The 13,748-nt window shown below is 71.5% G+C and carries 11 protein-coding genes; 6 read left to right on the top strand and 5 right to left on the bottom strand.

Going from position 1 to position 13,748, the window contains the following annotated elements; genetic code table 11:
- Positions 1–254: 254 nt before the first annotated feature.
- The 5 genes from ACTIGN_RS32950 to ACTIGN_RS32930 are packed head-to-tail and all read right to left on the bottom strand — an operon-like array spanning position 255 to position 6,370.
- Positions 255–938, bottom strand: a complete 684-nt coding sequence (locus tag ACTIGN_RS32950; protein ID WP_439631995.1) for an RraA family protein — start codon at positions 936–938, stop codon at positions 255–257.
- Positions 939–961: 23 nt separating this feature from the next.
- The gene (locus tag ACTIGN_RS32945) at positions 962–3,085 is read right to left on the bottom strand and encodes a DUF1549 and DUF1553 domain-containing protein (RefSeq protein WP_439631993.1); all 2,124 of its coding nucleotides are present in this window, start codon (positions 3,083–3,085) and stop codon (positions 962–964) included.
- Positions 3,086–3,103: 18 nt separating this feature from the next.
- Positions 3,104–4,549, bottom strand: a complete 1,446-nt coding sequence (locus ACTIGN_RS32940; protein ID WP_439631991.1) for a DUF1501 domain-containing protein — start codon at positions 4,547–4,549, stop codon at positions 3,104–3,106.
- Positions 4,546–5,745: a M20 family metallopeptidase gene (locus ACTIGN_RS32935; RefSeq protein ID WP_439631989.1), complete on the bottom strand. Its 1,200-nt coding sequence runs from the start codon at positions 5,743–5,745 to the stop codon at positions 4,546–4,548. The genes ACTIGN_RS32940 and ACTIGN_RS32935 overlap by 4 nt, the downstream gene beginning before the upstream one ends.
- Positions 5,735–6,370 (bottom strand): GntR family transcriptional regulator, encoded by a 636-nt coding sequence (locus tag ACTIGN_RS32930; protein WP_439631987.1) that lies wholly within the window; start codon positions 6,368–6,370, stop codon positions 5,735–5,737. Before ACTIGN_RS32930 ends, ACTIGN_RS32935 begins: the two co-directional genes overlap by 11 nt.
- 211 nt (positions 6,371–6,581) lie before the next feature.
- On the opposite strand from ACTIGN_RS32930, the gene ACTIGN_RS32925 reads away from it, so the two are divergent.
- From ACTIGN_RS32925 to ACTIGN_RS32900, 6 genes are all read left to right on the top strand, one after another.
- Complete coding sequence (locus ACTIGN_RS32925) at positions 6,582–7,583, top strand: DUF1559 family PulG-like putative transporter (protein WP_439631985.1); 1,002 nt, start codon at positions 6,582–6,584, stop codon at positions 7,581–7,583.
- A 117-nt stretch (positions 7,584–7,700) separates the two neighbouring features.
- Positions 7,701–8,099 (top strand): hypothetical protein, encoded by a 399-nt coding sequence (locus tag ACTIGN_RS32920; RefSeq protein WP_439631983.1) that lies wholly within the window; start codon positions 7,701–7,703, stop codon positions 8,097–8,099.
- Between the two features lie 38 nt (positions 8,100–8,137).
- Positions 8,138–9,040, top strand: a complete 903-nt coding sequence (locus ACTIGN_RS32915) for a creatininase family protein (protein WP_439631981.1) — start codon at positions 8,138–8,140, stop codon at positions 9,038–9,040.
- Complete coding sequence (locus ACTIGN_RS32910; RefSeq protein WP_439631979.1) at positions 9,037–10,146, top strand: mandelate racemase/muconate lactonizing enzyme family protein; 1,110 nt, start codon at positions 9,037–9,039, stop codon at positions 10,144–10,146. Before ACTIGN_RS32915 ends, ACTIGN_RS32910 begins: the two co-directional genes overlap by 4 nt.
- The gene (locus tag ACTIGN_RS32905) at positions 10,147–11,430 is read left to right on the top strand and encodes an MFS transporter (RefSeq protein ID WP_439631977.1); all 1,284 of its coding nucleotides are present in this window, start codon (positions 10,147–10,149) and stop codon (positions 11,428–11,430) included.
- Entirely contained in the window at positions 11,427–13,748 is a 2,322-nt protein-coding gene (locus ACTIGN_RS32900; RefSeq protein WP_439631975.1) for a DUF1592 domain-containing protein, read from the top strand. Before ACTIGN_RS32905 ends, ACTIGN_RS32900 begins: the two co-directional genes overlap by 4 nt.

Genomic DNA, 13,748 nt, shown 5'->3' with positions numbered 1-13,748 from the left:
GGCGCAAGGGCTGGCATCCTACCCACAACCACCGCTATCGTGAAGAACCTCTATTTCATTCGTCCGGAATAAACCACGTTGGAGTGTGTGGCCGGTGGATGCACCGCACCGGACTCACGTGGCGCACCCGCCCCGGACGCACACGGGGGCGTACCGAGCCGCACGCTGAGTGTGGAAGTTGAGAAGTTGAGCGGAAGATCCGCCGGAAGTTCGAAGAATGTCCGCCGGCGGGCTCCCGAGGACCACCGCCATCGTCACAGCACACCGTAGCGGTCGAACACTTCACGCAGGGTGCGCCCGGCCATCAACTCGGCCCGCGAGAGCGACTCCCGCTCGGCCTTGCGGCACGCCCGGTCTGCGACCGCGGGGAGGACGTCGCGCGGGATGACCACAACCCCGTCGAAGTCCGCGAACACCGTGTCCCCGGGCTTCACCAGCACGTCCCCGCACCGGACCGGCACGTCGTAGGCCATCACCCGGCCGCGGCCCATCGAGTCCAGGGGGCGGATGCCTGTGTAGTACACCGGGAACCCGAGGGCGATGGTCTTGAGGCAGTCGCGGATCTGGCTGTCGCACACGCACCCGACCGCCCCGCGGCACTGCGCCGCGGTGGACATCAGCTCGCCCCACGGCGCGTTGGTGCCGGCGAAGTCGGTCGAGTGGACGACCACGTCGCCCGGCGTGAGCGCGTCGACGGCCTCGATCTCCAGCCCGTAGGGGTTCGCTTCGTCGGCGTAGTCGGCCTCCATCCAGCGGATCGTCCGGGCGCGGCCGATGAACCCGCACCGCTCGCGGTCCGGCAGCAGCGGCCGCAGCCGGTGGTGCATCGCCTGCTGGCGGAGGCCCAGTTCGTCGAGGATGTCGCACACGGCGGCCACGTACGACCGCGCGCGCAGCCGCTCCCACAGTTCGGGCTCGTCGGGCGGCGCATCGGGCATGGGTGCTCCTGGTCGGAGGGGGGTCAGCGGACCGTGACGAACTCGTGGTGGTTGAACAGCGCGAGCACGACGCCCCTGCGGCGCCCGCCCGCGTCCGGCGCCCCGGCGGTCAGGAAGCCGACGCACTCGGCCCGCTCGGCCGCCGTCGGGGGCCGGCCGATGACCCGCTCGAACGCGGCGGCGACGAACTTCTCCGGCTCGGTGCCCGCGGCGGCTTCGAGCTGCCGGGCGGCCACTTTGGCCATCTCGGTGCTCAGCGGACTGTTGACCAGCGCCAGCGCCTGTTGCGGCACGACGCTCTCGCGCCGCTGGTAGCACTCGCTCACGCCGGCCGCGTCGAACAGCTTCAGCAGCTCCATCTGCTTCTCGTGCGCGTGGCGGAAGTACAGGCTCCGGCGGTACACCGTCAGCCCGCTGTTGTGGTCGAGGTCCGGGCCGCCGGTCGCGAGGTCCAGCTTCCCGGCGACGGACAGCAGTTGGTCGCGGACCGCTTCCGCTTCGAGCCGCCGCGGGGGCACGCGCCAGAAGTAGAGGTTGTCGCGGTCGGCCGCGAGGTTCCCGGCGTCGGGCGTCGAGTCCTGTCGGTAGGTGCGGCTGGTCACGATCAGCTTGTGCACGTGCTTCATCGACCACTTGTGTTCGACCAACTCGGCGGCGAGCCAGTCGAGCAGCGCCGGGTGCACGGGGCGGCGGCCGTTCTTGCCGAAGTCGAACACGCTGGGCACGATCGGCTGGCCGAAGTGCCGCATCCAGATGTGGTTCACCGCGACGCGGGCCGTGAGCGGGTTCTTCGCGTCGGTGAGCCAGTGTGCGAACGCCAGCCGCCGCCCGGTGCTCGGGGCCGCCCCGCCCGTGACCGCCTTCACCTCCGGGAACGGCACCTTCAGCACGCCGGGCACGCCGGGGGCCATCGGCCGCGACGTGTCCGGGTTGCGCTCGTCGCCGCGGTGGTACAGGTACGTCACCGCGGTGGGGTCCCCGTCGTAGGCGCGGGCCAGCCCGTCCTTCTTGGTGTCCTTCTCGCCCCCCACCGGGTCGAGGCGGACCTTGTGCGGCTCGAACACCGCCCGCACCTGGTAGTACTCGGTCTGCTTGATCGGGTCGTACAGGTGGTCGTGGCACCGGGCGCAGCCGATGGTCAGCCCCTGGAACGCGAGGAACGTGTGGTCGACCACGTCGGTCATCCACTTCTCGCGGCTCGCCTTGAAGTTCCGGGCCAGGTAGCCGGTGGCCCGGAGCACCCGCGGGTCGGTCGGGGCGATCTCGTCGCCGGCGAGCATCTCGTGGACCATCCGGTCGTAGCCGGTGTCGGCGTTCAGGTTCTCGATGATCCAGTCGCGCCACCGCCACACGTGCGGCTGGCTGTCGCGGACGTCGTTGCCGCCGCTCCACCCGGCCCAGTCCGAGTACCGCCACACGTCCATCCAGTGGCGGCCCCAGCGCTCGCCGTACCGGGGCGACGCGAGCAACTCGTCCACCACCTTCTCGTACGCGCCGTTCGAGGCGTCCCCCTCGAACGCCCTCACCTGCGCGGGCGTCGGCGGGAGGCCGATCAGGTCGAAGTACACGCGGCGGAGCAGCGCCGCCTTGCCCGCGTCGGGGCGGGGCGCGAGGTCGTGCTCGCGGTGCCCCTCGGCGATGAACGCGTCGATCGGGTTGGCCGCCCACCCGGCGCCGGCCTTCGGGACCGCGGGCCGCGCCACCGGCTCGAACGGCCGCCACGGGTACGACGCGAGGAACCGCTTGTACTTCGCGACGGTCCTCTCGGCGGCGCGCACCTCCTCGGCGGTCGGCGTGTCCTTCGGGTCGCCGGGGAAGTGCCCGGTGAGTACCTCGATGAGGTTCGACACCCCGTCGCCGTCGGCGTCCTCGGTCGCGACGGCGTCGAACCGGGCCGGCACGTCGAACGGCTTGCCGGCGGCCTTCAGCTCGCCGCGGACCTCTTCGAGGCGCTCGCCGAACGGGTTCCGGGGCTTGTCCGCGTCCGGGCCGGTGTCGCCCGGAACGTGGCACAGCCGACAGTCGTTCGCCCGCGCCGGGAGGTACACCCCCATGTGCGCGGCGAGCGCCTGCTTGTGAACCGGCTTGGCGGTCGCGGCCACCGGTGACAGCAGGACGAGTGCGAGTGCGAGGCCCGAGCGGGTCATGGGGTGCGTCCTGGGGTGTCAACCGATGATGCCGGTGATCGGCTTGCCGAAGTCGATCTCCAGCCGCTTGCGGCCGGGCACCTCGAGCCGCCGCGGGTCGAGCCCGAGCTGGTGGAGGACGGTCGCGTGGACGTCGGTCACGTAGTGCCGGTCCTCGACCCCGTGGAAGCCGATCTCGTCGGTCTTGCCGTGGACCACGCCGCCCGTGACGCCGCCGCCGGCGAGCCAGACGCTGAACGCCTGCGGGTGGTGGTCGCGGCCGTCCCCCTCGGCGCCCGGCGAGCGGCCGAACTCGGTGGCCCACACCACCAGCGTGTCCTTCAGCATCCCGCGCTGCTTCAGGTCCTTCAACAGCCCCGCGATGGGCTTGTCGGTCTGCGTCGAGAGCTTCGTGTGGTTGTCCTTGATCTTGGAGTGGGCGTCCCAGTCGCCGCCGCCCCCGCCGCCGTGATACACCTGCACGAACCGGACCCCGCGCTCGACCAGCCGCCGGGCGGTGAGGCAGATCTTGCCGAACGGGGCCGTCTCGGGCCGGTCCATGCCGTACAGCGCGCGGGTCTTCGCCGACTCCTTCTCGAGTTCGAGCGTGTCGGGCACCGCGGTCTGCATCTTGAACGCCAACTCGTAGGACTTGATCCGCGCCTGCAGTTGCGGGTCGTCGGGGTAGTCGATCCCGGACAGGCGGTTCAACTTGCCGATCAGGCCGAACTCCGCGGCCTGCTCCCGCGCGGTCTTCCCGGGGGGCAGTTTGCCGAACGGGAGCGGCGCGGCACCGTCGAGGGTCAGCCGCACCCCGGCGTGTTCCGGGCCGAGGTACGCCGCCCCGTGCGCCCACTCGCCGCCGCAGCAGTCGCCCGGCGGGAGGCCCAGCACGACGTACTCGGGCAGGTTGTCCGTCGCTGCGCCCAGGCCGTAGCACGCCCACGAGCCGATCGTCGGGTGCGCGCCCTCGCGGACGTGCCGCCCGGTGTGGAACTGGAGCATCGCCCCGTGGTCGTTGTCGGTCGTCCACACCGACCGCACGACGGCCAGGTCGTCGGCCATCGCCGCGGTGTGCCGCCACCAGTCGGCCGCGAGCAGCCCGGACTTGCCGTACCGGGCGGTGCCGCAGTTCAGGCCCATCAGCGTCTTGCGGTTGCCGTGCTTCGGGTTCCCCTCCACAACCTCCTTCGTCTCCGACTTAACCGCGTCCGCGAACGGCGTGTCGGCGATGGACTTCCCGGCGTGGGTGTTGAGCGCCGGCTTCGGGTCCCAGCTCTCGAGGTGGGAGACCCCGCCGCACAGGAAGATCCAGATGACGTTCTTGGCCTTCGGCGGGTGGTGCGGGCCGCTCTCGGTGCCCGTCTCCGGGCCGGCCGCGCGGCCGACCCCGTCCTTGAACAGCATCGCGCCCAGCGCGAGCCCGGTGAACCCGAGGCCGGTGTCGGCGAGGAACGAGCGGCGGGTCGGTCCGTGGCGACTCATGGGTTCTCCCCCGGGCAGTACAGGGTTGCGGTCAGCGCGTACAGCCGGGCGACGCGGACCAGGTCGTCCACGTTCGCCCACTCCGCGGTGGTGTGGGCGCCGCCGGCCGTCGGGCCGTGGGTGACGGCCGGGACCCCGGCGGCCGACCAGAACGAGTTCCCGTCGTCCACGAACGGCTTCCCGCCGATCGGCAGCTTCTCGCCGACCAGGGTGGCGTACGCCGACTGTAACACCCCGACGAACGGGTCGGTCGTGTCCAGCCGGAAGGCGTCGCGCATGAGCCGCGTTTCGACGTCGATGGTCGTTCCCGTTTCGGCCGCGAGACCGGCGCACAGCTCGCGGAACTGCAAGTCCGCGTCTGCGAACCGCGTGCCCGGGAGCCAGCGACGGGTGCCCTCCAGCCGGCAGGTCTGGGGGAATTCGTTGTAGATCGAGCCGCTCTGGATCGTGCCCACGAACGCGCTGGCCGCGCCCGCCAGGGGGTGCGATTCGCGGGAAAGGACGGCGTCGAGGCGGCCCAACCGCGCCACCAGTTTCGCCCCGGCCGCGATCACACCCGGTTCGTTCGGCCGGTTCACCTCGTGGACCGGCGGCCCCGGGCGGCGAACCGTCGCGGACCAGGTGAACCCGCCCCTCCCGATCACCGGCAGGGCGGCGTTGAAGTATTCCGGGATCAGGACCGCGTTCCCGACGATCCCGTCGGCGACGAGGCGGTCGAGTTGGCTCCCGTCGCCCCACGGGGCCTCGTGCAGGTCGTGCGCCGTGAGGAGGATCTCGCCGCCGGCAAGGCCCCCCGCGTCGCGCACCGCCCGCATCGCCTCGACGGCCGCCGCGATCCCGCCCTTCATGTCGGCCGAGCCGCTCCCCGTGAGCCGGTCGCCGGACACCGCGGGGGCCACGAACGGCAGGTGAACGGTGTCGAGGTGGCCGTTGAACTGGAGCGTGCGGCCCGGCCGGGCGGTCGACAGCCGCGCGACGACGGCCGGGGCCGCGGGGTGCCCGGCGGCGTGCCGCTCGACCGCGAACCCGTCCGCCTCCAGCACGGCCGCGAGTTCGTCCGCCGCGGCACCGGCCGCGCCGGTGGGGCTGGGGCGCGCGATCAGCCGCACCGCCGTGTCGAGCAGCCGCTCCGCACGCACCGCGGCGCACGCCGCGGGCAGCGGGTGCGGCCCGCGCCGTCGGGGTTCAGTTCTCATCGATGTGTTGCTCCAGTGCGCGAACGGCCGCGGCCTTCGGCCCCCGCCGGAACGCGGCGAGCAACTCGACGTGGTGCCCGTGCAGCCGGGCCAGGTCGTCGCGGGCCGCGTGCGCCCGGACCGTGTCCCAGAAGTGCGCCCGCATGCGGGTCACGATCGTCTGCCAGATCGCGAGCAGGTCCGGCGAGTCGGCCCGCTCCAGCAGGTGCCGGTGGAACGCGAGGTCGAGGTGCGGCAGGAGCTCCCACTCCTTTTGTCGGCCGGCCCGCTCCATCTGGAACAGCAGGTCGTCCCAGTGCCGGAAGTCGTCCGGCGTCAGCCCGGCGAAGATCTGCTTGAGCGCGTACACCTCGATCGTGCGGCGGATCGGGAGCACCAGCTCGCGGATCGGCTCCGGGGCCGGCGGCGCGACCGTCACCCCGCAGTTCTGCTTCGCGACGAACAGCCCCTCGCTGGTGAGCTGCGACAGTGCCTCGCGGATCGGCCCGCGGCTCACCCCGAACCGCTCGGCGAGCGTCGCCTCGGACACCCGCTCGCCGGTCGGGAGCCGGCCCGCGAACACGTCCTCGCGGAGCCGGTCGGTGATCTGCTCGCGGGTGCTCAAGACTGCTCGCGTGCGGCTCATGAGAGGATCCTCACGAAATCGGTCGGATTCATGTTGACGAGTCTACAGTCTGCAATGTAGATTGTCAACAATCCAAACCGGATTCCGGACGGATCACCTTCTTGGTCCGGAACAGTGGTTGGGCGTCGCCCGTTCATCACGGACCCATGACCCGAGGTTCGTCTGAGCCAACGGTCCGGTGTGCTTGGTCCCCAAATCCCGAGAGGTCGGCATGCGTAGTTCACCCCATCGTCTGGGGCGTGGGTTCACGCTCATCGAGTTGCTGGTGGTCATCGCCATCATCGCGGTCCTGATCGGCCTGCTGCTCCCCGCCGTGCAGAAGGTCCGCGAGGCCGCGGCCCGGATGAGTTGTCAGAACAATTTGAAGCAGATCGGGCTGGCGATCCACAACTACCACGACGCCATGGGTCACCTCCCGGCCAGCCGGTACGGCGACTACTCCGGTTCCTCGGCGTTCGGCGGCTTCAAGTACTCGTCCTCGTCGTGGAGCTTCCTGGCTCTCATCCTCCCGCAGTTGGAGCAGGGCACCATCTACACGGCCGGGAACATCCCGACGTCGAGTTTGAGCGACAGCGCCGGGCGGGCGCAATCGGTCAAGTCGTACCTGTGCCCGAGCGACCAGATGGCCTCGCTGAAGACCTTCGATCAGCGGTCGCGGTACGCCTGGGGCGGCGGGGGGCCGAGCACCACCGTTCTCGTGGGGCTGACCAACTACAAGGGCGTCCTGGGCGGCAACTTCCAGTACGGCGACTACGCCAACAGCACGCCCGCGTTCGTCGACGGCGGCGACGGGTTCTGGGGCGCCGACGGGCTGTTCTCGCTGCACCTGTGGACCGCCCCGGTCCGCCTCGGCTCCATCGGGGACGGGACCAGCAACACGTTCATGGTCGGTGAGGACATCTGGACCCCGGAGTACGCCAACGGCGACCAACCGGGCAACGGGTTCTCGTGGGCCCACTCGGTCGAGGCCACCCTCACGTGCGCGGTCCCGCCGAACACCCTGAAGCGGTCCAACGGCTCGGCCATCAACCTGACGAGCACGGATCAGGCGGACTGGGGCACGTACCACGGGTTCAAGAGCAAGCACACCGGTGGGGTGCAGTTCGTCTACGCGGACGGCTCGGTCCGGTTCGTGCCGAACGCGGTCCCGCTCGGGACGTACCGGGCGCTGGCCAGCTACAACGGCGGCGAAGTCGTGACCGGTGCCCCCTGACGCTCCCGGACCGGACCGCGAGCCGGGCGGGGGTCCGGTCCCCGCCGCTCGGTGTTCCAACCCCTTTGCGAGGTCGTAGGCATGTGTGCTTCCAGGACGGCGTGGGCCCGGGGTCCGGTGCTTCTGGCCCTCGCGGCCGCGGCACTGGCGGCGGGGTGCAAGGGCGAGGAGCCGCTTCCACCGGTGGCGGGCACCGTCACCGTCGACGGCCGGCCGGTCCCGAGAGGGACGGTCACGTTCTACCCCGACGCGTCCAAGGGGAACGCGAGCCCGCACCTGCCGACCGGCATTCTCGAGCCCGACGGGCGGTTCGAAATCTGCCTCCCTGAGGACAAGAAGGGCGCCCCGCCGGGGTGGTACCGGGTCGTCGTGTTCGCCGCGAACGACCCGCAGCCCGGGAAGCCCGTCAAGTTCTTCGTCAACAAGAAGTACACCGACCGCGGCTCCACGCCGCTGTCGGTCGAGGTGGTCGCGAACCCGGAGCCCGGGCGGTACGAACTCAAGCTCGAGAAGTGATTCGGCCCGCCGGCCCCGCCCATTGACCCGGACGCCCCATGCCCGAACCGAACCGACCGACGACCGAGTACCGCTACGAGAAGCTCACCTGGCCGGAGGTCGACGCCGCCGTCGCCCGGGGTCCGGTGTGCGTCCTGCCGGTGGGCAGCATCGAGCAGCACGGCCCGCACCTGCCGCTCGACGTCGACGTGGTGTGCCCGCGGGGCATCGCCGACGGTGCCGGGCGCGAGGTTCCCGGCAAGGTGCTCGTCCTGCCGACCCTGTGGAACGGGTACACGGCCCACGTGATGGACTTCCCCGGCACGCTCAACGCGCACCACGCCACGCTGCTCGAGTCCGTCCTCGATGTGACCCGCAGCCTCGCCTACCACGGGTTCAAGAAGATCCTGCTCCTGAACGGGCACGGGTCGAACTTCCCGGTCCTCGATCTGGCCGCCCGCCGCACCAATCTCGAAACGGACGCCGAGTGCGCGGCGCTGTCGTGGTGGGGCCTCCTGACGGTGGACAAGGCGTTCCTGCCGTCCTGGCGGGAGAGCACGTTCCCCGGCGGGTGCGCCCACGCGTGCGAGCTAGAAACCTCACTGTACATGTACCTCGAAGGTGAGGGCGTTCGCCGGCACCTGATCCGCGACGGGGTCATCAAGTTCAACACGGAGAACAGCCCGTTCCTGTGGCTCGACCTGTTCGCGTCCGGCCCGATGGCGTTCGTCCCGTGGACCAGCGCCTACTCGGACACCGGCGCGTTCGGCGAGCCCGAGAAGGCCACCGCCGAGAAGGGCGAGCGGGCGTACCTCGAGGCCGTCAAGCAACTGGTCGCGCTCGTCTCGTGGTGGAAGGACCGCCCGCGCGACGTCCGGCGCGACCACCACGCGACCCCGCCGACGTTCCCGATGCCGTGGGGCCAGCGGCCGTTCCCGCACCCCAAGGGGGGCCCGCGATGAAAATCACGAACGTCGAAGCGATCGTGTTGCGCCTCCCGCGGGTGAGTGCCGCGGCCGACGGCACGCAGGACACCTGCCTGGTCCGCGTCGACACCGACGCCGGCATCAGCGGGTGGGGCGAGGTCGATTCGTGCCCGGAGGCGGTGAAGGCCGTCATCGACGCCCCGATGTCGCACTCCAACTGCTCCGGGCTGGCCCGCGTGCTGGTCGGGCTCGACCCGCTCGCGATCGAGGTCTGCAACCACCGGCTGCGCGTGGCGACCAACTACTACTCGAGCGGCGGGGTGGCCGTTCACGCGATGGCCGGCGTCGACATGGCCCTGTGGGACATCGCCGGGAAGGCCGTGGGCAAGCCGATCTACCAGCTCCTCGGCGGGCCGTTCCAGACGCGGTTCCGCGCGTACTCGAGCGTCCTGTTCGGCGACACGCCCGCGGCCACCTACGACGCGGCCCGGCGGTGGGTCGACCGCGGGTTCACCGCCGTGAAGTTCGGGTGGGGGCCGATGGGTCAATCGGAGGCGACCGACGTCGCCCTCGTCCGTGAGGCCCGCCGCGGGCTTGGCGGCGCGGATTTGCTGATCGACGCCGGCGAGTGCTTCGACGCCCGCACCGCGATCCGACGGGCGAACCAGTTCGCCGAGTTCCGCCCGTACTGGCTCGAAGAGATGCTCCACCCGGACGACCTCGCGGGGTACCGCCAGCTCTCCGCGGCCAGCCCTACGCCGATCGCCGCCGGGGAGACCGCCGCGCGGGAGGCCGAGTTCCTGCGGATGCTCGACGAGGGCGGGCTCGACTGGATCCAGCCGGACCCGTCGCGGTGTGGGATCTCGACGATGCTCGCGGTCGGCCGCGGCGCGACCGCCCGGCACAAGCGGGTGTGCAACCACACGTTCAAGAGCGGCATCACCATCGCCGCGAGCCTGCACGTGATGGCGGCGCTGCCGTCGGTCGACGTGGTCGAGTTCTGCATGGCCGATTCGCCGCTGCGGCACGACCTGACCCGCGAGCGGTTCGACGTGGTGGACGGGTTCACCACGCTCTCCGACCGGCCCGGCCTCGGGGTGACGGTTGACCTCGATACCGTCGCCAAGTACCGGGTGGCATAAATGGGAGCACCCGAACCCGACCGCCCGACCAACGCGCGGCACGTCACGCTCGCCTACCTCTGCGGCCTCACGCTGGTCCTGTACCTCGACCGGATGTGCATCGGGAAGGCCGCCCCGTTCATCCAGGACGAACTCGGTCTGGCCGACTGGCAGATGGGGTTCGTCCACGCGGCGTTCATGCTCGCCTACGGGCTGTTCGAGGTGGTCACCGGCCACTGGGGCGACCGGTTCGGGTCGCGCCGGGTGCTGATCCGCATCGTCGTGTGGTGGTCGGTCTTCACCGCGCTGACCGGGGCCGCCGCCGGGTTCGCGGCGCTCCTCCTCGTGCGGTTCCTGTTCGGGGCCGGCGAGGCCGGCGCGCTGCCCAACGTGTCGCGGGTGATCGACCACTGGTTCCCTCCCGATGCGCGGGGGCGGGTCCGCGGGCTCGTCCACACCCCCGCGCTCGTCGGGGGGATGGTGGCGCCGCTCGCGACCGCGTACCTCATCGAGTTGCTCGGCTGGCGCTGGGTGTTCGCGGTGTTCGGCGCGCTGGGGGTCGTGTGGGCGGTGCTCTTCAGCCGGTGGTTCCGCGACAGCCCCGCCGCCCACCCCGCGGTGAACGCGGCCGAGCGCGCGCTGATCGGGCCGCCCCCGACAAGAGCTCCTGCCGGGCGGCTGCCGGTCCGGGCCATCCTGGCGAGCCGGAACGTGTGGCTGCTGTCCGGCGTGCTGGCGAGCGGCTCGTGCTGCGTGTACCTGATGTTCGCCTGGTACCCGACGTACCTGGAAAAGGTCCGCGGGGTGTCGAACGTGGAATCGGGGTGGTGGAACAGCCTCATCATGTTCGGCGGCGCGGCCGGGTGCCTGGCCGGCGGGTGGTTCGCGGACCTCGCCCGGCGCCGCGTCCCGAACCCGCGGTGGACGTTCCCCGTCGTGGGCGGGCCGGCGTTCGCCCTCGCGGCCGGCGCGATGGCGCTGGGAGCGGCCGCCGGCGCGGTGGAGTGGAAGAGCGCGTTCCTGGCGCTCGCGTGCTTCGGGATCCACTGCCACGCCGGGTCCTGGTGGGGCGCGAACAGCGCCATGAGCGCGCCCCACACGGCCGCGGTGTTCGGGGTGATCAACTCGTTCGGGGTGCTATCCGCGGCGGTCGCGCAGGTGGCGTTCGGGTCGGTCCCGCGCGAGCAGTGGGACGCCGCGTTCCTCGTTTCCGCCGGGCTCCTCGTGGTCGGGGCGCTGTGCTGGCTGTCGGTCGACGTGCGGAGACCGGTGTTCCCGGTGGAACCGAGTGAGGTGCCCGGATGAGAATCGCGACGGTCGCCTGGGTCGTTTGGGTCGGTGCCGCACCGGTTCGGGCGGACGCACCGACGGGCGAGCAGATTTACCGCAAGCAGTGCGCGTCGTGCCACGGCACGAACGGCGAGGGGACGAAGAAGTACCCGCACGCGCTGGCCGGCGACCGGAGCGCGAAGGAACTTGCGAAGGTGATCGCCGCGACCATGCCGGAGGACGACCCCGGAACCTGCGTCGGGGCCGACGCGGACCGGGTCGCGGCGTACGTCCACGACACGTTCTACTCGAAGGCCGCCCGGGAGCGGAACCACCCGCCCCGCGTCGAGCTGTCGCGGCTCACCGCGGCGCAGCACCGGAACGCGGTCGCGGACCTGGTCGGCAGCTTCCGCCCGGACGCCCCGGCCCCGGGCGAGCCGCGGGGGCTGCGCGGCGAGTACTTCACGTGGCAAGAGGACATCGTCTCCGGCTTCTACCCGGACAAGGACCGCGCCCTCGACCGTACCGACCCGACCGTGCGGTTCGACTGGACCGAGAGCCCGCCCGTCAAGGAGCCGAAGCCGGGCGAAGGGTACTCCGCGCGCTGGACCGGTTCGGTCTTCGCCCCGCGGACCGGGGACTACGAGTTCACCGTCCGATCCGAGAACGGCGTGCGGCTCTGGGTGAACGCCCCGGCGCCGCTCCCGCACAACAACAAGGCGCAGTCGGCGGACCCCAGCCCGAAGTCACTGATCGATGCGTGGGTCGGCGCGGGCGCGCCCCCCGACCACCGCGGCACGGTGCGGCTGCTCGGGGGGCGGTGGTACCCGATCCGGCTGCAGTTCTTCAAGGGGAAGGAGAAGACCGCGTCCGTTTCGCTGAAGTGGAAGCCGCCCCTCGGCGCGGAGGAGGAGGTCCCGGCCCGCCACCTCTCGCCGGTGCGGGCGAACCAGACGTTCGTGCCCAACACGCAGTTCCCGCCGGACGACCGGAGCCAGGGCTGGGAGCGCGGCACGGCCGTCTCGAAGGCGTGGACCCAGGCGACGTTCGACGCGGCCCTGGAAACCGCCGGCCACGTCGGCGACCACCTGAACGAGCTGGCCGGGATCGACGCGAAGGAGCCGGACCCGTCCGCGAAGACGAAGGCGTTCTCCCGGCAGTTCGTCGAGCGCGCGTTCCGCCGCCCGCTCACCGAGCCGGAGGTGAACGCTCACGTCGACCGGCTGTTCGGTTCAACCGGCGACCCGGCCCTCGGGGCGAAGCGAGTGGTCGTCGCCGCGCTCGTCGCCCCGCAGTTCCTCTACCGCGACGCCGAACCGGGGCCGGAGGGCTCCGCGGTCGCGGCGCGGCTGTCGTTCGCGCTGTGGGACTCCGTCCCCGATGCCGCCCTGGTGGCCGCCGCGAGGGACGGGAAGTTGACCACCCGCGACGAGATCCGCGCCCAGGCCGACCGCATGCTGGGCGACCCCCGCGCGAGGGCCAAGGTGATCGCGTTCTTCCACGCCTGGCTGCGGCTCGACCACGCGCCGGACGTCGTCAAGGACGCGAAGCGGTTCCCCGGGTTCGACGCGGCCGTCGTCGCGGACCTGCGCGTGTCGTTGGACCTCATGCTGGACGAGATCGTGTTCGGCGAGAAGTCGGACTTCCGCCGACTGCTGCTCGCGGACCACCTCCCACTGAACGCCCGGCTCGCGGCGCTCTACGGCGCGGACGCCCCGAAAGCGGGCGGCTTCGCGAACGTCACGCTGAACGCGAACCACCGCGCCGGGGTGCTCACCCATCCGCTCGTGATGGCGGTGCACTCGTACACGGCCGAATCGTCCCCGATCCACCGCGGCGTGTTCCTGACGCGCGGCGTCTTCGGGCAGAACCTCCGGCCGCCGCAGGAGGCGTTCACGCCGTTCGCCGCGGACCTGCACCCGGCGCTGACCACACGGGAGCGCGTGGGGCTGCAGACGAAGCCGGCGAACTGCATGACGTGCCACGGGGTCATCAACCCGCTCGGGTTCACCCTGGAGCACTTCGACGCGGTCGGCCGGTTCCGCGAGCGCGACAACGCGAAACCGGTCGACGCGACCGGCGGGTTCCGCCCGGCCGCCGGCGGCGAGGTGACGTTCGCGAACGCCCGCGACCTCGGGAAGTACGCCGCGGACAGCGAGCAGGTTCAGGCCGCGTTCATCGAGCAGGTGTTCAGCCACCTGGTTCAGCAGCCGGTCCGCGCCTACGGCCCGACCCGGCTCGCCGAGCTGCGCGCCGGGTTCGCCAAGAACCGGTTCCACGTCCGGACCCTCGTCGCGGAGATCGCGACGCTGGCGGCCCGGCCCCCCGAACAACCCGCCCCCAAAACCCCCTGA

Source organism: Gemmata sp., from assembly GCF_051859125.1.
Taxonomy (GTDB): Bacteria; Planctomycetota; Planctomycetia; order Gemmatales; family Gemmataceae; genus Gemmata.
This window is presented reverse-complemented; position numbering and strand designations above follow the sequence as displayed.